Here is a 19,472-nt window from a genome sequence, read left to right on the forward strand (position 1 = left end):
AACGGACGTACAATCGGTTCCGTTCAACCCGGGTTTCATTGTTCGTGCTACGCACGCAACGAATCCCTAGCTGTTGGTGGCAGTTTTTTATTGTATTGCTTTAATAAATTTTTTCATTTCGTCCATTTTACCCACTGTAATCCTTGTCCATTTACCTTGCTCTTCATATATTCTTCCCCCTTCAATATTATTATCTTCTAATTGCTTGAAATAATCCTTGTTGTATTTTGCAAGTGAAAAATAGATAAAATTTGTATTAGATGAAATGCACTCACAATTTAATTTTTGGAGTTCACTGATTGTATATTGTCTTGCATTTTCATTTAGCGAGTAGCAACTTGAAATGAATTTGTCGTCTTTCAAAGAAGCTATAGCAGCAAGTTTTGACAGTACACTAACGCTGTTATTTGTATTGGATTGCAAATTTGCCAAATTATCAATTATTGTTTTGCTAGCAATTGCATATCCAATGCGTGCTCCAGCCAAACCATATATTTTAGAAAATGTTTTGGCGATAATAATATTTTTGTGGTCATTTATGATATTACTAAGAGATTGTTGTTTAGTAAATTCTAAATATGCCTCATCAATTAACACAATTGTATTTTGTGAAATCTTGGTTACAAATTCTACCAATGCTTCTCTTTCACAAATTGTTCCTGTTGGGTTATTTGGATTACAGATATAAACAAGTTTTGTATTTTGGTTTACAGCTTCCAACATAGCTTTTAAATTAATTTTCTTGTCGGCTGTAAGTGGTACTTTATTTTTGGTTAAACTAAAATTATCTAATGTAACTGTCCAATATTCATAGCTTGGGTCAGCGATTACATAATTTCCTTTGTCTAACGATACAAATTTTGCGACTAAATCTAAAATTTCAGTTGAACCAGCACCCAATAATATGTTTTCGTCTTTAACACTATTTTTCAACGCAATAGCAGAAATTATTTGTGCTTCTATATCCCAGTTGTACCTGTTGCTAATATTCACATTATCAGCAAATGCTTTCCTTGCTAATGGAGATGGCCCATATGGGTTTTCATTTGAGCGTAAAAAAATTAAGTTAGCATCATTCTCAAAACTATTAATTAAATTTTCTGATACAAGCGGAGAAGCAAATGAATTGAAGTTTGTAAATCCAATACCAGCTACTCCAATTCCAATTTTTTTCAGCCAAAGTCTTCTGTTCGTTTCCATATTTTCTTTTTCTTTAATTGGTCTTTAAAAAAAATAGTTTGTTACAACCGCGGAGTGTTAAAATTGCCACCAACTTGTATATACTCGCTATAAAGTAGCGACTATACACTCTGTTTTGGGTAGATTGTCGCTATTGAGCAGCGCATTACGGCTCAAATATAATAAATTAATTTCTTACAAATCATCAAATGGGCTTTTTATTTGTTGCAAACTTTTCGTACTTACGTGAGTATAAATTTCGGTGGTTTTGCTGCTGCTGTGTCCCAATAATTCTTGAATGTAGCGCAAATCAGTGCCACTTTCTAATAAGTGCGTTGCGTAGCTGTGTCTGAGCCAATGTAAGGTGGCTGGTTTTGTGATCCCAGCTTTTTGAAGAGCTTGTTTCAACACCTGTTGCAAACTTCTATCATCGTAGGGTTGTCCTTTGATTTGTCCTTCAAATAAATAAGATATAGGTCTATAAACTTTATAATACTCACGAAGCATTTCTAATATTTTTAGACTTAATGGCACAATCCTGTCTTTTTGACCTTTGGCGTTTTTTAGCAAAACTATGTTTCGGTTAGCATCGATATGAACGGGTCGAAGTGCTAATAATTCACCACAGCGTAACCCACAACTATAAATCAGACTCAACATCATTTTGTGCTTAATGTTGCTGTGTGCATTCAAAATCAATTTTATCTCTTCTTTGCTCAATACATTTGGCAAAACCTTAGCCCGTTTTGGTCGGTGAATTTTGTCAATTTCGATTTTGGTGTTTTGTATAGTTTTAAAATATAGCTTAAGGGCGTTTGTAATTTGGTTTTGATACGAAGCCGAAAGATTATTTTTCAAAATGTATTCATTATTGTACACAATTACATCTTCATTGGTAATTTCAGTAATAGGTTTTTGGTTATAAAAAACCAAGAAGGATTTCAAAGCTTCACTATAGGTAACAACCGTACTTTGGCTATACCGCTTGGAACGCATCCATTGCTTGAGTTTCTCGATTTGAGCAATGCCTTCAGGTGACGGAAAGGAGTAGGTAAGTGCTGGGATTTTAAACCGAATTCTATTTTCTTCCGTATCTGGAATGTGCCAAGCGACTAAAGATTGGCTCCATCTGGAACCGGCTACTGTTTTTATTCGAGTAATTAATTCTTGATTTTTTTCGAAATAGACCGCGATTCTTTTTTCTTTTTTATGTGTAATAACTTTGGCGTTCCAGCTCATACTATTTCTTTTGGTGGTACTAAAGTAGCCATTTATTGTCATCTTTCCAAAATAGCGCATTGGTTCAGGTGCTAGTTAAAACAATGTGCTTCAATGTATTTTACTTTTGGATTCTAAAAACAATATAGGATTATCATTTAAAATGGTATCCGTACAGACTTTAATACTGCCCGTCAAATCTATTACATTTTTAGTCCAGCATTAATGGATTAAGCAGCAAGAAAAGGATATAGATACAAGTATTAAAAAAAGTGCTGCCACAGCGAAGGCTGATAAAAGATTTTTAAAGATGCCTGATGAATTAATCGGTGTAAATGGGTGAAATCTCAGGAAAGAAATCCAGCGCTGGATTAAAACAAAACCTTAAATTGTAGTTTTAACGATGGGGATTAAAAAAAATTGAGCACTTTGCCGCCCCGAAAATCGATCCTACTCTGTAGTTTGGCAGCTGGTTTTTTTATACTCGGCTAGATTACTAAAAAGTCTTCAGTTTTTAATGATAAAAAGGGCAAACATTGTAAAAACTTTGCGAACTTTGCTGTCCATAATCAGGATTGGAAAAGGAGCTGTTGCAATACACATTGATTTTTCTATTCACTAAAAAAAAACAGACTACATATGAAAATAAATCCAAAACACGGCATCGATAAGCTTCTTTTCGGGATGAAACAAAATGATGTTACGGCGCTTTACGGGAAACCAGACCGCAATTATAAGGATGAGGATGATAATATAATTTTTGCTTACAACAAACTCAAAATGCGCTTAACATTCTATAAGGAAGAAGAGTTAAAATTGGGGTACATTGTCGCATCAAGTCCGGAGTTGGAATTATTTGGATACAAATTGATCAACAGAAAAATCAGTGCCGTCAAAAAAGATTTGGTTACCAAAGGAATCACTAAATTTACTCAGGAAGAGTTTGATACGTTCGAAAATTATTTCAATGAGGAAAACTGGATTATTTTTCAAACAGAATTTGATGAAGTGGTAAAATTTGAAATTGGTGCAATTATCAATCAGAAAGATGAATTTGACTGGAAATTTACAAAGAAATAATAGTGTTGGTTTACGTCTGATAGCACACAGATGACAAGGTTGCGACAGAAGAAAAACGAATTTTAAGTATTTTTTAATCAGTGTAAACCAGTTTAAATCCGCGTGCTGAATAAGATTTATCTAAATGGATTAAATAATAAACCCGACAGTTTTCCTTTGATGACAATTGTCGGGTTTTATAATTGTCAAATATTTTATTTTATTGTTTTGGAGTTGGCTGTTTTTCCAGCATTTCTAATTCGAACACAAGCATTGTATTAGGCGGAATAACGCCTCCGGCACCGCGCTCGCCATACGCCAGATTTGATGGGATAAATACGACTGCTTTGTCGCCAAAAGCCATATTGTCTAGTCCTTCGATAAATCCGGGTATCATGCCGTCTTTTTTTCCTGCTTCAAACGGGAAGGCTCGGTAGCCGTTTTGTGCAGCACGATTGGCATCAAATTTCCCGTAGACTTGATTGACTTCTTCATAGCTGCTGTCAAATAGGGTTCCGTCCTCAAAATAGCCCGCGTAATGAAAATAAAATGTTGCTCCGTTAGCAGGTTTTACTCCGGTTCCTTTCTCTGTTATCTTGTACGCTAATCCGGAAGGTGTGATGGTTGCTGTTGCTTTAGTAGTGGCTAGATAGGCTTTTTTTGCGGTTACTACAGCACCATATTTTTCCATGTATACTCGTTTTGCTTGCGCTTCCAGCGCTTCTCTTTTTACTTTGTTTTCCGCTTCAAAAACAGCTTGTTTGGCTTTGTTTTCTGCATTCGCCAAGTCTTGTTTCTTCTGGTCTTCAGATTTATTGTTGAAATAATCCGTGAACACTTTTGGGGCATCAAATTTTTTGGCCAAAGCGCCTTTTCTCACAATAGTAATCTTTGTAATTACATCGCTTTGCGCAATAGCGTTTACAATAGCCATTCCTTGGGTTACATGACCAAAAACGGAGTGCTTACCATCTAACCATGGCGTTGCTTTATGGGTGATAAAAAACTGACTTCCATTAGTTGCAGGTCCAGAATTAGCCATAGAAAGAATACCGGCTTTGCTGTGTTTCAAGTCCGTAAATTCATCTTTGAAACTATAACCTGGGCCACCGGAACCATTGCCGGAAGGATCTCCAGTCTGTATCATAAAATCTTGTATGACACGGTGAAATTTCAGAGCGTCAAAGAACGGTTTTCCTTTTAGTTTGTCATCAGTGACAAAAGTGTTTTTACCTTCGGCCAGTGAAATGAAGTTCGCAACGGTAACCGGAGCTTTTTGGTAGGCTAATTCCACTACAATGTCTCCTTTGTTGGTAGCAATTGTTGCAAAAATTCCCTCGATAACTACCGGAGCTTTTACCGCAGGTTTAACCGGTTTTTTTACAATTGCTTTTGCTGTTGTCACCGGTTTTTTGGCAGGAATAGATTTCTTGACCGTTTGGGAATGTACATTGACCATTCCCAGAAACAATAAAACCAGAATTTTAAATTTCATAGTGTACTAATTTAAAGACTTATTTTCTTACTATTATTGAGGCATTTTTTCTAATAATTCAATTTCAAAAATGATGTTGGCATTAGGCGGAATCACACCTCCGGCTCCAGCTGCTCCATATCCCAATTGGGATGGAATAAAAATCACGGCTTTGTCTCCAAACGATAATTTTTCGATGCCTTCAATGAAACCAGGAATCATGCCATCTTTTTTACCAGCTTGGAAAGGGATGGGTTGGTAGCCGTTTTGAGTGGCTCTGTTTTCATCGTATTTTCCAAAAGTTTGGGCAATACTTTCGATACTAGCATCAAATAATTCAGCATTTTCAAGAAAACCGGCGTAATGAATGAAGATGCTAGTGCCATTAGCAGGTTTTTTACCTCCGCTTTTTTTGGTGATCACGTATTGCAGTCCTGTTTTGGTTTTTGTTGCTTTGGCTTTCAATTCGGCAAAATAAGCTACTTTTTGTTCGCGGACTTCTTTGTATTTCTCGTTGTAAACTCGCTTGTTTTCAGTATCTACAGCTGCTTTTTCCTTTTGATTCTCAGACTCTATTGCAAAATAATCACTGAATACTTTTACGGCATTAAACTTTTTTGCCGCTTCCCCATTTCTAATAATGGTTACGGATTTGATAAAATCGTTTTGTTCTATTTTGTTTACGACATCCATCCCTTTTTCGACTACATGACCAAAAATAGTGTGCTTTCCGTCTAGCCAAGGTGTAGCAAGATGCGTGATAAAAAACTGACTGCTGTTAGTAGCCGGACCATTATTGGCCATAGCCAGAACGCCTCCTTTATCAAATTGCAAATCAGTAAATTCATCTTTGAACTTGTAGCCGGTATCACCAGAACCCGTTCCTAGCGGATCTCCTGTTTGTATCATGAAGTCTTTAATGACTCTGTGAAATTTTAATCCGTCAAAAAAAGGTTTGTTTTTAAGATTGTCATTAGTTACGTAATCATTTTTCCCTTCGGCTAATGCAACATAATTGGCTACTGTAATGGGGACTTTTTCAAAATTTAATTGTACTATGATGTCGCCTTTACTGGTTTCAATTTTAGCGTATAAACCATCAGGGAGATCACTGTGTTCTTCTTTACAGGAGTAAAACGAGGCAATTACCAGGAATGCGAATAAGATCTTTTTTTTCATTTCTAACTTTATTTTTATTGGTTTATAGTGTCTTTAGGGGTACTTGCGACCGGGACTTGTTGTTTGCTCGGAGCTGCGGGTATAACTGTTTTTACTGGTACTTCGTTCTCTTTTTTATAAGTTGCCTCCGATTTAAAGTCACGCAGCGTAACCGTGCAGATTAAGGGCTCGTTGGTGCCAATTTTTTTATCATCACCATGGTAACCGTACCCCATATTTGATGGAAAAAGAAAGGTAACTTTCTCGTTTTTACGCATTAGTTTGATGCCGTCTCGCAATCCCATCATGATGTTTTGTTTGTCAACATAATAAATTTGGGGTCTTAGTTCTATTTCAGAATAAATGATGGCTCCCTTTAAATCTTTTATTTCGTAATCAAAAAAGGCTACATCTCCTTTTTTTGGCGTAAGCGTATCCGTTTCATTTCGGGTTTGATAGGTGTACCAATATCCTTTTTTTGAGGCAAGGTATTTTATGTTTGGGTCGCTTTTGATTAAAGCCTTAATTTTGTCTTCTTCGGTGGCCACCAGTTTTTTGTTGCGTTGAATTGATTTTTTCATAAAACTTCCCGAAGCTTGCGAAAGGGGTCTGCGCGCCTCCTGATGCTGCTTGCAGCTTGACATAACCAGAATCGCAAAAAAGACCAGTGCAATAGGCGTACTGAATTTTAACATGGATTATACTTTTAGCGTTGTTACTAAATCTTCGAATTTTTTGATAGTTTCTGTCATTGATGTTTCTGATTTTCCTCCGGCTGCATTGCGATGTCCGCCACCATTAAAATGGTCTCTTGCAAATTGATTCACATCAAAATCGCCTTGGGAACGGAATGAAATTTTGATGATTTTTTCTTCTCTATTTTCTATAAAGATAGCTGTGAACACGATTCCCTTGATGTTTAATCCGTAGTTTACAATACCTTCTGTATCGCCTTTTACATAATCAAACGAATTTAATTCGTCCTGGCTAAGAGTCGTGTAGGCTGTTTTATGTTCCGGAAGTACTTTCATGTTTTGGAGCGCTCTTCCTAGTATTTGCAAACGCCCAAAGGAGCTGTTGTCAAATAATAAGTTTGGGATTTCTGTGTTCTCAACGCCTAAATCGATTAATTCAGCCACAATCCTATGGGTTGTTCCAGTTGTTTTTGGAAAACGAAAAGAACCGGAATCGGTTAGGATTCCAGTATAAATGCAGGTTCCGATAGTCTTGTCGATATCTTGTTTTTTTCCAAGGAATAAAATGAAGTTGTACACCATTTCACAAGTTGATCCAAAGGCCGTATCAGAGTAGGTGATCGCGGCATAATCATCCGGTTTTTGATGGTGGTCAATCATGATGAAGGGCACCTTTAGCTGGCATAAAACCTGCTCCATATCGCCGGTGCGGTGCAAGGCATTAAAATCTAAGGTAAAAATCAGATCGGCTTCTTCAAGGATTTTTGTACAATTTTGTTTGTCTTTTTCAAATATTTTAATCGTCTCAGAGCCCGGCATCCAAGCCAGAAAATCTGGAAATTCATTGGGAGAAACAACAACGGGATGGTGTTTATTTTTTAATAAAAAATGATATAAAGCCAGGGTAGAACCCATGGCATCGCCATCAGGGCCTCGGTGTGGGATTATGGCAATCTTTTTAGGAGTTGCTAATAACAACTGTATCGCTTGAATGTCTTGTATTTTCATAGATTGCGAAATTACATTTTTTTACTGTAATGTTGAAATGAATTATACAATTAACAAACTTTTAGAGGGTTATAAAAAGTCGGTGTTTCTTCTTTTTAATTTTTGGTACAAATGGTATTTTGCTCCTTTTACAATTTGGGCGTTGTAAATCCCCACGGAACCGGATGTAAAGTAAGCGATGCAGCACGCTAGACCAATAAAAATACCGCTTTCAACACCAAAAATTTCCATTCCCATGACCGTGCAAGCAATAGGTGTATGGGTGGCTCCGGAAAAAACAGCCACAAACCCCATGCCTGCCAAAAGGGCAATTGGCAATGGCACAACCAGCGATAAGGCACTTCCTAAAGTAGCGCCAACAAAAAATAGCGGGGTTACCTCGCCCCCTTTAAATCCTGCTCCCAGCGTAAATCCCGTAAAGAGTATTTTTAGTAGGAAATCATAAGAAGCATTTGGACTCGAAAATGCCTCAACAATCATAGGAACTCCAAGTCCAATGTATTTTGTAGTTCCAATACAATAGACGGCTAATGCAATGAAACATCCTCCCACAAAAGGGCGAAGCGGCGGAGACGATATGGTTTTAGAAAATAACCGACCCCAAAAGTGCGTGCTTCTGGAGAAAAGCATGGCGACCAAGCCAAACAAAATACTCACGAGAACTACCCAAGATAAGGTAATGAAAGTAATTGAAGGGACAAAAGGAATAGCATAATGCGTGTGTTGTACCTGCCAAAGTTCCACGGTGAAATAAGCGATGAAAGCAACAAAAAACGATAATAGGATGCTTTTTAAATTGATTTTACTAAAAAAAACAACTTCCAAAGCAAATAAGGCTCCGGCTAAAGGGGTGCCAAAAATGGAAGCAAATCCTGCGCTGATTCCCAGAATGAGTATTGTTTTTCTTTCGGAATTATCGAGTTGAAATAGTTTTGTAAACTGATCCGCAATAGCACCTCCCATTTGTACTGCTGTTCCTTCACGACCGGCTGAACCGCCAAAAAGATGGGTGATCAAGGTGCCAAAAAGTACCAAAGGCGCCATTTTTAATGGAATAATTTGCTGCGGATTTTCATATTCTTTTAACAATAAATTATTCCCCTTGACGACTGATTCCCCCCAATAGTAATATCCCAAACCTATTGCCAAGCCGCCTATTGGCAAAAGCCAAATAATCCAATTGTTATTTTCTCGGGTTTGGGTTACCCACTCTAATGCTACCAGAAAAAAAGCAGATGCCGATCCGGAAAAAATACCTATTAAAATGCAAATGAAAATCCATTTGAGCAGGAGTGTCGTAATTTTTTTAGTTTTTTCTAAACTCATTAGTGGAAAGGGGGCAAAGTGTTTGTGCAAAAGTATTATAATCCGTCTTGAATTAATGATTTTTCAGGGGCTATTGCTGTAAATTCTATTTCAACTAGATATTCAGGACCGACTAATTTGCTGATTTCATAAAAACCAGTGGCAGGTTTTATATCTTTAAAAAATTGAGCATGAGCCTTAGCAACGTATTCAAAAGTAGTAATGTCAGTAGTGAAAATTCGGGTTCTGATAACATCTTTCATACTTGCATCCAAGTCTTCAAGAACTTTTTCGACACGTTCTAAAATATTAAGCGTTTGCGCATAGGCGTCATTAGCTTTTACTTTTTTGCCGTCAACCAGTGCGACAGTTCCGGAAACCTCAATAGAGTTGCCAATGCGTACGGCGCGGCAATATCCCATTTTGTCTTCCCATGGCGAACCTGTCAGTATGTTTTCTCTTTTCATTGTAGTAGTGTTTAAAGGTTGTTTAGTGTTATAGAAGGCGATGCTTTGGTATGGCATACTATTTGCAAGTTATAAAAAAAAGCGAAATAAAATCACCCGTTTTGTAATTAAAATGTTCCTTTTATGTACCGGTTTTTTATGGTGTTTGGGTATCCAAAATATAATAAAATCGGAAATTATAAGTTATAAATGAAAGTTAAATTAGTGCTTCGTTCTTGATTAAGTACAATAGGTTTTTTATTTTTAAATTTTTACAGGTACAAGAAACCTAATTTTGAAAGTTATGAAAAGGATTTTATTTTTAATGATTACCATCAGCATGTCTCTAAGCGGATATGCCCAAAACGAGTTTAGCTCAAAATTTAAAGCCATTCCCCCTAAAAATACAGCACCAAAAATTAAAAAACCAATTCCGCCGAAAGCGAGTGTTCCACCAGTCAAGACACCTAATGTGTTTAAAAATCCGGAGTTATTAAACCCAAAACCAAGTGCTTCAGCTCCTGTAGCGCCGGCAAATAATTTTTCGATGATTCCTAAAAATGAGTTTATTAATCCGGGAGATGTGTATAGAGACAAATGGAATAAAAAAGAAGAAAAAACAGAAGGTTTGGTGTATCGAAAAAACCAAGATTTAGGCAATTTTACCACGGGATCTGTAACAGCAAAAGTACTGTATCGCGATGCGGCCTACGTTGATGGAGATCAGATCAGAGTGTATCTGAACGATAAAGTGATCCAGTACCAAGTGAATCTTGAAAGTAATTTTCAAGGATTTGAAATCGTCTTAGAAAAAGGATTTAACAAGATTGAATTTGAAGCGTTGAACCAGGGATCTTCAGGGCCCAATACTGCTGAATTCAAAGTGTATAATGATAAAGGAGGTTTGATATCAGGAAGTCAATGGAATCTGGGAACAGGTTTTAAAGCAACCATTATTTTGGTCAAAGAATAGTTGACATAAATCCTGTATTGTAAAAACAAAAAGACCTTTGAAATGAGATTCCAAAGGTCTTTTTTTGTCTTATTTGAAAGTTCAGGGTACAATCACTTTGGATTTCGTCAGCCACTAGTTTGATAGCTTTTTTTAAAAAGGATCTGCAGTAACTTGAAATTTCATGTCCGATTTTATGGAAATATCTTGAGTAATCGCCTCTTTGGTTATCGCTTTTGTTCGAAGTTTAAAACTGGAAGCTTTAACGTATTTGTCTAATTTTGCTGTGGTACAGGTTAAACTCAACGTGTTTGATGTTGCGTTTATATCGTCTAAAAAAGCCAGTTCAATCTCGTCGCTGTCATTTGTTGAAATATAAATATGTATCGATTTTAAAAATGAAAATGATTTTTTAGCAGGATTTGTTACCGTCAATTTCATCTCTTTCAATTTTACATCTTTGACTAATTCGGCATTTGTATTGTTATTTTCAAATGCGGTACTAGAATTAGACGGAACATCTGGAGTAACTAATTCTAAAGCGGTGTTCACTGGAAATCCAGATGGAATGGTAACGGTCGTTTGATTATCTATCGAAAAGGTCAATAAATCATCAATTACATTACATGAAATGATAATAAAGCCAAAAAAGGCAACGACTATAAAATTTTTTGCTTTCATTTTTTCTGTTTTAAGGAGATTATTAGGACCGCAAATGTACTCTTTTATCTTCTAAACTTAATTTCAGGTTAAGTCCAAAATGGTCTCACAGGCTAATTCTCTTTTAAAAAATAGGAGAAATTATTTTGGTGATCCAAAATAAAATAAATATTTTAAAATTCGATTTTTCAATTCAAAATATAAAAAGTATTTTTGCACATGCAACACAACGTACTTATTTTAGATTTCGGATCGCAATACACACAACTTATTGCTCGTAGAGTTCGCGAATTAAATATATTCTGCGAAATCTTCCCATACAATCATTTTCCGAGTGATTTATCTTCTTACAAAGCCGTAATCCTTGGTGGTAGCCCTTTTTCTGTTCGAGGAGAAGATGCGCCACATCCGGATTTATCTCAAATTAGAGGGAAATTACCTTTATTAGCCGTTTGTTACGGAGCCCAATATTTATCTCATTTTAGTGGAGGTGAAGTGGCAGCTTCAAATACAAGAGAATATGGTAGAGCTAATTTATCTTTTATAAAAGAGAATGAAGTGTTCTTCGAGGGTGTTTCTGAAAACAGCCAAGTTTGGATGAGCCATAGCGATAGCATCAAAGCATTGCCCACTAATGGAGTAAAACTTGCTAGTACCCACGATGTGGAATTTGCAGCTTACAAAATAGAGGGTGAAACCACGTACGCCATTCAGTACCATCCGGAAGTTTTTCACTCAACCGACGGATCTAAAATGTTGGAGAACTTTTTGGTGAAAATTGCGGAAGTGCCTCAAAATTTTACGCCAAATGCTTTTGTTGAAGAAATGGTAGCTGAATTAAAAGAAAAACTACAAGACGATAAAGTGGTTCTCGGACTTTCTGGAGGAGTAGATTCTACCGTGGCAGCAGTTTTATTACATCAAGCGATTGGTAAAAACCTGTATTGTATTTTTGTGAATAATGGTTTGCTTCGTAAAAATGAGTTCCAGAATGTACTGGATCAGTACAAAGGAATGGGTTTGAACGTAAAAGGAGTCGATGCCGGTGATCGTTTTTTATCTGAATTAGCAGGTGTCAGCGACCCGGAGACCAAACGTAAAATTATAGGACGTGTCTTTATCGAAGTTTTTGATGATGAATCGCACCTTATACAAGATGTAAAATGGTTGGCACAAGGTACTATTTACCCGGATGTTATTGAATCCGTTTCTGTAAAAGGACCATCGGCAACCATAAAATCACACCATAATGTTGGCGGTTTGCCGGATTACATGAAACTAAAAATAGTAGAGCCATTGCGCATGCTTTTTAAAGATGAGGTACGCAGAGTAGGGGCTTCTTTAGGAATAGACCCTGAATTATTAGGCAGACATCCTTTTCCAGGACCAGGACTGTCCATCAGAATTTTAGGAGACATTACCCCGGAAAAAGTACAGATTTTACAGGACGTTGATGCTGTTTTTATTGACGGATTAAAATCTTGGGGACTGTACGATAAAGTATGGCAAGCCGGAGCCATTTTACTTCCCGTTAATAGCGTAGGAGTAATGGGAGATGAGCGTACCTATGAGAAAGTAATTGCATTACGTGCTGTAGAATCTACAGATGGTATGACAGCAGATTGGGTACATCTTCCCTATGATTTCCTGATGAAAGTCTCGAATGACATAATCAACAAAGTAAAAGGGGTTAATAGAGTGGTGTATGATATCAGTTCAAAACCGCCGGCAACTATTGAATGGGAATAATACTTTACTATTTAGTCCTTTCTAAGAACAGCTTTTTTTAATGTTCCCATATAAACGGTATCAAATTTTTTAGAATAAAATTTGGTACCGTTCTTGTATTACTAATTTGAATAATTTATAAATGAAAACGATGAAATATTTTTTTGTAATTTGTATGGTGCTGTTGTTGTTCAATCATGATAGTGTTTTTGCACAGGAAAAAAATACAACGCACAAAGTGGCGAAAGGGGAAACAATTAACGAAATTGCTCAAAAATACAAGGTCACTCCATTTGATATATATCAACTAAATCCGGATGCTCAAAGCGCATTGAAACCAAACAGTATTTTGCTGATTCCTAAAAAAGGGGGCAGCCAAAAACCGTTGACTGCGACTATACCAGGTGCGAAGGCTATAATTCACGAAGTGACACCAAAAGAAACGCTCTATGGTATCGAAAAAAAATATGAGGTAACGGATGAAGCTTTAAAAGAAGCGAACCCTTTTCTTGAAAACGAGGGCCTCCAAATAGGGCAGACGCTTATTATTCCATCTAAAAATGGGTTAAAAAAAACAGTATCAAATCAGGATAAAGTAGTGTATCACGATGTGCTTCCAAAAGAGACTAAATACTCAATCGCGAAATACTATGGAATTACCATTGCAGAATTAGAGCAGAAAAATCCTGAAATAGTTTCCGGTTTACCCATTGGATATAAATTGCGTATCAAAGGGAATCCCGAAACTTTGGGGCCAAAAGCAGATAAAACGGAAGCAGCGTTTGCGTCCAAAGAAGAAATGGGAGAAAATAATGCACAACCAGCCAAAGTACTCTTTAGTTACCGTTCCTATGTTATAAAACCGAAAGAAACACTGTATAGTTTGTCCCGAATGTTTAATTTGAGTCAGGAGGAATTAATTGCTTTAAACCCCGCTTTATCTCAGGGCGTGACAGAAGGTATGATTTTGAAAGTCCCGTCAGCGACTCCTGTTTTGCAAGAAATTAAAAAAGAATATACCGTATTGTCAAATAATAGCGCGAACAGGAAAAAACTAGTGCTTCTTTTGCCCTTTAATATTGCAAAAATGGAGGTGGATACTGCAAATTCAATCATCACCCGCTTAAAAAACGACAAGTTTTTGAATATGACTTTAGATTTTTATGCAGGTGCATTAATGGCCATAGATTCTGCCAAACAATTGGGTCTTTTTCTTGATGTGAGTATCTATGATTCCCAGGAAACTAAGGATTATTCTAATATAGTAGCATTAATTAAGCGAAATAATTTGGAAGATTCAGATGCTATAATTGGACCATTTTATCAAAGTAACGTCGAGATAACGGCTGAATTACTTCATAAACGCCAGGTTCCGGTAATCTCCCCTTTATCAAAAGATGTTGGTAACTCCCTTAGTAATTTATATCAAACCATTCCAACGACCACTGAGGTTAAAAATGCGATGTTCAATTATATGCGAGCCAGAGGAGGCGTTATTATAGCAGTAGTCGATAGGAAAAAAGAATCTGTAATTCAGTTTATAAAAGAAAATCATAAAGACGTTAAATTTGCAACTCTTAATCCAAATGGCAGTGTGTCTCCAGAAAATCTACAGCGTTTATTTGTAAAAGGCAAAATGAATTACGTGGTGATGGAAACCGAAAACACGAGTATGATCAAGGCAACTATGGCCACTATGTTGAGTGCTATGTCTGCGTATCAAGTGCAGTTAGTAATTCTGGAACCAAATGAAACATTAGATACGGACGAAATTAATTTTGTGAATTTGACAAAATTGAAATTAATGTATCCGTCAGTTGCTCGTGAAAATGAAACTCCTGAAGCATTAATTTTTGAGAAAGAGTTTAAAAACAGGAATAAAATTACTCCAAGTGCTTATGCAATTCGTGGTTTTGATGTTACTTTTGACACGATGATGCGTTTGTCACAAGATAAGAAATATCAGGAAACAGTAGACTTTACGGCAACGGAACAAATAGATAATAAGTTTGAATTCTATAAAAAAGAAGATGGTGGATATACCAATAAAGGAATTTATATTTTATATTATGATACCGATTTAACCATAAAAGAAGCAAAATAATGACATCAATAGTAACGTATTTAGGGGATTTAAGAACCTCTTCTATTCATTTGCAATCCGGGACTGAAATTTTTTCGGATGCTCCTTTAGATAATAATGGGAAAGGAGAAGCTTTTTCTCCAACGGATGCGGTTGCCAATGCTCTGGCAACTTGTATGATGACCATTATGGGAATAAAAGCACGAGATCTCGAAGTGGATTTAAAAGGATCTACCGCTGAGGTGGTCAAAATAATGAAAATGGAACCCAGACGTATTGATGTGATAGCGATTAATTTTGAGATGTACGGAACTGCTGATGTAAAGAATAAAAGAATACTGGAAAGAGCAGCAATGACCTGTCCTGTATTCCTGAGTCTGCATCCCGAAATCGAGAAACGAATTATTTTTAACTGGAATTAAATAGTCTTAGGAAGCAAGAGACAGGAAACAAAAATGATTATTTCTTCTTGTTTTCCTGTCTCTTGCTTCTTTTTTATTATAAAATGGATCAAAACCAAAAACAACTCATCAAGCTAGCCCATACTAAAATGCCTTTTGGTAAATACGAAGGCTGGTTTCTTATCGATATCCCGGAATACTATATTGTGTGGTATAGCAATAAAGGGTTTCCTAAAGGGGAACTAGGAGAACAACTGAAATTAATTTATGAATTGAAACTCAATGGTCTGGAAGAGTTAATTCGAAATATAAAAAAACGGTACCCAAAACCGATTTAATTTTCAATTTGACAATTTATAATTGTACTTTTGCCACGTTTTTTACACAACTACAATACAAATAACAACAGAATGAATCAAACGAAATATATTTTTGTTACTGGCGGTGTGACTTCTTCTTTAGGGAAAGGAATCATTGCAGCATCTTTGGCAAAATTGTTACAAGCTAGAGGATACCGTACAACCATCCAAAAGTTTGACCCATACATTAATGTAGATCCAGGGACATTAAATCCTTATGAACATGGAGAATGTTATGTGACTGATGATGGTGCCGAAACGGATTTGGATTTAGGGCATTACGAGCGTTTTTTGAATGTTCCTACTTCTCAGGCGAATAATGTGACTACAGGAAGAATTTATCTTTCGGTTATTGAAAAGGAAAGAAGAGGAGAGTTTTTAGGAAAAACAGTACAAGTAGTTCCTCATATCACCAATGAAATCAAGGAAAGAATGCAGTTGCTTGGAAATTCCGGCGATTATGATATTGTCATCACTGAAATTGGGGGTACAGTAGGAGACATTGAATCCTTACCTTACATAGAATCTGTTCGTCAATTAGTTTGGGAATTAGGAGAGCATAATGGGATTGTAATTCACCTTACTCTGGTTCCTTATTTAGCTGCCGCGGGAGAGTTGAAAACAAAACCAACCCAACATTCCGTAAAAACCTTGATGGAAAGCGGAATAAAAGCAGATATTTTAGTGTGCAGAACGGAACACGAAATTTCTGAAGAATTACGCAATAAACTGGCTTTGTTTTGTAATGTAAAAAGAGAAGCTGTTATTCAGTCTATTGATGCTTCCACGATTTATGAAGTGCCTAATTTAATGTTGGAAGAAGGACTTGATGTTGTGGCGTTAAAAAAACTAGATTTACCTAAAAAAGCGGCTCCGGATTTAAAAAACTGGAATACTTTTTTACGCCGATTGAAAAATCCAAAGCATACCGTGAATATAGGTTTGATAGGAAAATATGTAGAAATGCAGGATTGTTACAAATCTATTTTGGAAGCATTTATCCATGCCGGTGCAGCTAATGAAACAAAAGTAAATGTGATTTCAATTCATTCAGAACACATTGATGCAAATAATATACAGGAAAAATTCTCAGGTTTAGACGGAATTCTGGTTGCTCCAGGTTTTGGTGAAAGAGGAATAGAAGGGAAAATTGCTGCCGTGCAATATGCCCGTGAGAATAAAGTGCCGTTCTTCGGAATTTGTTTGGGGATGCAAATGGCCATTATAGAATATTCAAGAAATATGTTGGGTTATAAAGATGCTAATTCAACTGAAATGAATGAACACACCGCTTATCCGGTAGTAAACCTCATGGAAGAGCAAAAAACTATCACGGATAAGGGCGGAACAATGCGTCTTGGTGCATGGAAATGCGACATCAAAAAAGATACATTAGCCTATAAAATTTATGGAAAAGAAACCATTTCAGAACGCCACCGTCACCGCTATGAGTACAACAGTAAATACGTTACTCCATTAGAAAATGCCGGATTGATGGCTTCAGGCGTAAACCCTGATACGGGATTGGTAGAAATTATAGAAATAGAAGATCATCCGTTTTTTATTGGCGTGCAATACCATCCGGAATACAAGAGTACGGTTGCAAATCCGCATCCTATTTTTGTGAATTTTGTGGCAGCAGCCGTTCAGGCAAAGAAAAAATAACTGAAAACGATTGGGTTTCAGTAAACCTAAAATTTATAACTTTTTTTAATTATAATGGAACAAAAAAAATTTGACCTCAATTCGATCATAGGTTTTGTATTAATTTTTGGTATTTTGATTTTTATCATGTACCAAAATCAACCTGATGAGAAAGTAATTGCCGCTGAAAAAGCACAAAAAGAGTTGGTGATTCAGGAAGCTAAAGCAAAAGAGTTAGAAGCTAAAACGGTTGCAAAAGCGACAATTGCGGTTGCTGCAACCGGAGATTCAACTCAACTGGTGCAGTTGCAAAAATCCTTAGGGAATTTTGCCTATTCTGCAACATTACCTTCAGCAAAAGCAGGCTTTACAACTATTGAAAATGATTTGGTTACATTAAAAATAGCCAATAAGGGAGGCTATATTGTGGAAGCTACTTTGAAAAAATTTGAAAAATTCAAGAAAGGTTCAGGACAATTAGTGCAATTGATCAAAGACAATAATGCCAATTTAAATGTACAATTGCTGACTAGTGATAACCGTACTTTAAATTCAAAAGACTTGTATTTTGAACCGACCTTGACAAAAGTTGGAGCAGATCAAATATTGTCTATGAAATTGAAAGCGGGAGCTAATGAATTCTTGGAATACAAATACGTGTTGAAACCAAACGAATATATGATTGGTTTTGACATTCGTTCCCAAGGGTTGAATAAAGTATTGAATACCGCCAAACCAGTAGATTTAGAGTGGGATTTAAAAACCTACCGAAACGAGAAAAGTGTTTCGTATGAAAACCGGTATACTGAAATCTATTTTGAACATGAAGACGGAAAAATAGATTACGCAGGATTGGGTCAGATGGAAGAATCTGACTTAGATAAAGCCACTTTTGTAGCTTTCAAACAGCATTTTTTCTCTACGATTCTTTTAACGCAAACCCCTTTCGAAACGGCTAAATTAAAATCAACTAATTTAGTGCTGGATGACAAAGTGGATACTACTTTTACAAAACAATTTAATGCTAACATTCCATTAGCATTTACTAATGGCGAATTAGATCACAAAATGAGTTGGTATTTTGGTCCAACAGATTATAAGACATTACACTCATACGATCAAAATCTGGAAAAAATTATTTCACTGGGTTGGGGAATTTTTGGGTGGATAAATAAGTTTATCTTTATTCCATTATTTGCCTTTTTAAGTTCTTATATTTCTTATGGAATTGCGATAATTATTTTTACAATTCTGATAAAAATAGCAATGTCGCCTATTACTTTTAAATCGTTCTTGTCACAGGCTAAGATGAAAGTGTTGCGTCCTGAAATAACAGAATTGAGTGAAAAATTCAAAAAAGACCCCATGAAGAAACAACAGGAAACAATGAAGTTGTATAACAAAGCGGGAGTAAATCCTATGGCAGGTTGTATTCCAGCATTGATTCAACTGCCATTTATGTATGCTTCGTTTCAGTTTTTCCCATCGGCATTTGAGTTAAGACAAAAAAGTTTCCTTTGGGCGGATGATTTATCGTCTTTTGATGAAGTAATCCGTTTGCCTTTCTATATTCCGTTTTACGGAAATCACATCAGTTTGTTTCCTATTCTGGCTTCGATTGCTATTTTCTTTTACATGAAAATGACTTCTGGAGACCAGCAAATGGCTGCTCCACAACAAGAAGGAATGCCGGATATGGCAAAAATGATGAAAATTATGATATACGTGTCGCCAATCATGATGTTGTTTTTCTTTAATAGTTATGGTGCGGGATTGAGTTTGTATAACTTTATTTCGAATTTGATTACCATTGGAATTATGATTGTCATCAAACGATACTTTATCGATAGTGATAAGATTCATACTCAAATTCAAGAGAATAAATTGAAAGAGCCCAAAAAGCAAGGTAAATTCCAGAAAAAACTGCAAGAAGTGATGGAACAAGCCGAAGCTCAAAAAGCACAACAAAAGAAAAAATAATGCATAAAAAAAGCTCTCAAATATTGAGAGCTTTTTTATTAGATTAATTGTCCCGTCCTGAAATAGCGATACACAAAAAGTATCCTAATGGAAAAACATGAAGAAACACGCTATGTGAAGCGG

17 protein-coding genes are annotated in these 19,472 nt (G+C 36.2%); 8 read left to right on the top strand and 9 right to left on the bottom strand.

Annotated elements, in window-relative coordinates; all coding sequences use genetic code 11:
* Nucleotides 1-87: 87 nt before the first annotated feature.
* Complete coding sequence (locus tag EKM02_RS13685) at nt 88-1,200, bottom strand: pyridoxal phosphate-dependent aminotransferase (RefSeq protein ID WP_126456063.1); 1,113 nt, start codon at nt 1,198-1,200, stop codon at nt 88-90.
* A 174-nt stretch (nt 1,201-1,374) separates the two neighbouring features.
* A complete protein-coding gene (locus EKM02_RS13690) occupies nt 1,375-2,418 on the bottom strand; it encodes a tyrosine-type recombinase/integrase (protein WP_126456065.1) in 1,044 nt (347 codons plus the stop codon).
* A 618-nt stretch (nt 2,419-3,036) separates the two neighbouring features.
* Here EKM02_RS13690 and EKM02_RS13695 point away from each other — a divergent pair.
* Nucleotides 3,037-3,477 carry a hypothetical protein gene (locus EKM02_RS13695; protein ID WP_126456067.1) on the top strand — a complete coding sequence of 147 codons (441 nt, stop codon included), beginning with the start codon at nt 3,037-3,039 and terminating at the stop codon, nt 3,475-3,477.
* A gap of 199 nt (nt 3,478-3,676) precedes the next feature.
* On the opposite strand, the gene EKM02_RS13700 is transcribed toward EKM02_RS13695, so the two are convergent.
* The 6 genes from EKM02_RS13700 to EKM02_RS13725 form a co-directional block, all read right to left on the bottom strand.
* Nucleotides 3,677-4,951: a peptidylprolyl isomerase gene (locus EKM02_RS13700; RefSeq protein ID WP_126456069.1), complete on the bottom strand. Its 1,275-nt coding sequence runs from the start codon at nt 4,949-4,951 to the stop codon at nt 3,677-3,679.
* A gap of 33 nt (nt 4,952-4,984) precedes the next feature.
* On the bottom strand, nt 4,985-6,109 hold the full coding sequence (locus EKM02_RS13705) for a peptidylprolyl isomerase (protein ID WP_126456071.1): 1,125 nt from the start codon (nt 6,107-6,109) through the stop codon (nt 4,985-4,987).
* A 14-nt stretch (nt 6,110-6,123) separates the two neighbouring features.
* Entirely contained in the window at nt 6,124-6,783 is a 660-nt protein-coding gene (gene gldI, locus EKM02_RS13710) for a gliding motility-associated peptidyl-prolyl isomerase GldI (RefSeq protein WP_126456073.1), read from the bottom strand.
* A gap of 3 nt (nt 6,784-6,786) precedes the next feature.
* Nucleotides 6,787-7,791 (bottom strand): DHH family phosphoesterase, encoded by a 1,005-nt coding sequence (locus EKM02_RS13715; protein WP_126456075.1) that lies wholly within the window; start codon nt 7,789-7,791, stop codon nt 6,787-6,789.
* Nucleotides 7,792-7,860: 69 nt separating this feature from the next.
* Complete coding sequence (locus EKM02_RS13720) at nt 7,861-9,117, bottom strand: voltage-gated chloride channel family protein (protein ID WP_126456077.1); 1,257 nt, start codon at nt 9,115-9,117, stop codon at nt 7,861-7,863.
* Nucleotides 9,118-9,152: 35 nt separating this feature from the next.
* Nucleotides 9,153-9,563 (bottom strand): RidA family protein, encoded by a 411-nt coding sequence (locus tag EKM02_RS13725; RefSeq protein ID WP_126456079.1) that lies wholly within the window; start codon nt 9,561-9,563, stop codon nt 9,153-9,155.
* A gap of 283 nt (nt 9,564-9,846) precedes the next feature.
* Between EKM02_RS13725 and EKM02_RS13730 the strand changes: the two genes are divergently transcribed.
* A complete protein-coding gene (locus tag EKM02_RS13730; RefSeq protein ID WP_126456080.1) occupies nt 9,847-10,515 on the top strand; it encodes a hypothetical protein in 669 nt (222 codons plus the stop codon).
* 132 nt (nt 10,516-10,647) lie between these two features.
* Here EKM02_RS13730 and EKM02_RS13735 read toward each other — a convergent pair whose 3' ends face one another.
* The gene (locus EKM02_RS13735) at nt 10,648-11,175 is read right to left on the bottom strand and encodes a hypothetical protein (RefSeq protein WP_126456082.1); all 528 of its coding nucleotides are present in this window, start codon (nt 11,173-11,175) and stop codon (nt 10,648-10,650) included.
* A gap of 198 nt (nt 11,176-11,373) precedes the next feature.
* Between EKM02_RS13735 and guaA the strand changes: the two genes are divergently transcribed.
* The 6 genes from guaA to yidC all read left to right on the top strand — a co-directional run bounded on the left by guaA (nt 11,374) and on the right by yidC (nt 19,349).
* Nucleotides 11,374-12,903: a glutamine-hydrolyzing GMP synthase gene (guaA, locus tag EKM02_RS13740; protein WP_126456084.1), complete on the top strand. Its 1,530-nt coding sequence runs from the start codon at nt 11,374-11,376 to the stop codon at nt 12,901-12,903.
* A 130-nt stretch (nt 12,904-13,033) separates the two neighbouring features.
* Complete coding sequence (locus EKM02_RS13745; protein WP_126456086.1) at nt 13,034-14,986, top strand: LysM peptidoglycan-binding domain-containing protein; 1,953 nt, start codon at nt 13,034-13,036, stop codon at nt 14,984-14,986.
* The gene (locus tag EKM02_RS13750) at nt 14,986-15,387 is read left to right on the top strand and encodes an OsmC family protein (RefSeq protein ID WP_126456088.1); all 402 of its coding nucleotides are present in this window, start codon (nt 14,986-14,988) and stop codon (nt 15,385-15,387) included. The genes EKM02_RS13745 and EKM02_RS13750 overlap by 1 nt, the downstream gene beginning before the upstream one ends.
* Nucleotides 15,388-15,470: 83 nt before the next feature.
* Complete coding sequence (locus EKM02_RS13755) at nt 15,471-15,704, top strand: DUF3820 family protein (RefSeq protein ID WP_066082415.1); 234 nt, start codon at nt 15,471-15,473, stop codon at nt 15,702-15,704.
* A 72-nt stretch (nt 15,705-15,776) separates the two neighbouring features.
* Nucleotides 15,777-17,390 (top strand): CTP synthase, encoded by a 1,614-nt coding sequence (locus tag EKM02_RS13760; protein WP_126456090.1) that lies wholly within the window; start codon nt 15,777-15,779, stop codon nt 17,388-17,390.
* Between the two features lie 54 nt (nt 17,391-17,444).
* Nucleotides 17,445-19,349 carry a membrane protein insertase YidC gene (gene yidC, locus EKM02_RS13765; protein ID WP_126456091.1) on the top strand — a complete coding sequence of 635 codons (1,905 nt, stop codon included), beginning with the start codon at nt 17,445-17,447 and terminating at the stop codon, nt 19,347-19,349.
* Nucleotides 19,350-19,472 lie beyond the last annotated feature (123 nt).

Origin of the sequence: Flavobacterium sp. RSP49, from assembly GCF_003968735.1 — a bacterium.
GTDB lineage: Bacteria > Bacteroidota > Bacteroidia > Flavobacteriales > Flavobacteriaceae > Flavobacterium.

Excerpts from the sequence above, each read along its gene's own strand:
- EKM02_RS13695 (WP_126456067.1), top strand. The coding sequence starts at position 3,037 with ATGAAAATAAATCCAAAACACGGCATCGATAAGCTTCTTTTCGGGATG.
- EKM02_RS13760 (WP_126456090.1), top strand. The coding sequence starts at position 15,777 with ATGAATCAAACGAAATATATTTTTGTTACTGGCGGTGTGACTTCTTCT.
- guaA (WP_126456084.1), top strand. The coding sequence starts at position 11,374 with ATGCAACACAACGTACTTATTTTAGATTTCGGATCGCAATACACACAA.
- yidC (WP_126456091.1), top strand. The coding sequence starts at position 17,445 with ATGGAACAAAAAAAATTTGACCTCAATTCGATCATAGGTTTTGTATTA.
- EKM02_RS13735 (WP_126456082.1), bottom strand. The coding sequence starts at position 11,175 with ATGAAAGCAAAAAATTTTATAGTCGTTGCCTTTTTTGGCTTTATTATC.
- EKM02_RS13715 (WP_126456075.1), bottom strand. The coding sequence starts at position 7,791 with ATGAAAATACAAGACATTCAAGCGATACAGTTGTTATTAGCAACTCCT.
- EKM02_RS13700 (WP_126456069.1), bottom strand. The coding sequence starts at position 4,951 with ATGAAATTTAAAATTCTGGTTTTATTGTTTCTGGGAATGGTCAATGTA.
- EKM02_RS13730 (WP_126456080.1), top strand. The coding sequence starts at position 9,847 with ATGAAAAGGATTTTATTTTTAATGATTACCATCAGCATGTCTCTAAGC.
- EKM02_RS13690 (WP_126456065.1), bottom strand. The coding sequence starts at position 2,418 with ATGAGCTGGAACGCCAAAGTTATTACACATAAAAAAGAAAAAAGAATC.
- EKM02_RS13725 (WP_126456079.1), bottom strand. The coding sequence starts at position 9,563 with ATGAAAAGAGAAAACATACTGACAGGTTCGCCATGGGAAGACAAAATG.
- EKM02_RS13755 (WP_066082415.1), top strand. The coding sequence starts at position 15,471 with ATGGATCAAAACCAAAAACAACTCATCAAGCTAGCCCATACTAAAATG.
- EKM02_RS13705 (WP_126456071.1), bottom strand. The coding sequence starts at position 6,109 with ATGAAAAAAAAGATCTTATTCGCATTCCTGGTAATTGCCTCGTTTTAC.
- EKM02_RS13750 (WP_126456088.1), top strand. The coding sequence starts at position 14,986 with ATGACATCAATAGTAACGTATTTAGGGGATTTAAGAACCTCTTCTATT.
- EKM02_RS13720 (WP_126456077.1), bottom strand. The coding sequence starts at position 9,117 with ATGAGTTTAGAAAAAACTAAAAAAATTACGACACTCCTGCTCAAATGG.
- EKM02_RS13745 (WP_126456086.1), top strand. The coding sequence starts at position 13,034 with ATGAAATATTTTTTTGTAATTTGTATGGTGCTGTTGTTGTTCAATCAT.
- EKM02_RS13685 (WP_126456063.1), bottom strand. The coding sequence starts at position 1,200 with ATGGAAACGAACAGAAGACTTTGGCTGAAAAAAATTGGAATTGGAGTA.
- gldI (WP_126456073.1), bottom strand. The coding sequence starts at position 6,783 with ATGTTAAAATTCAGTACGCCTATTGCACTGGTCTTTTTTGCGATTCTG.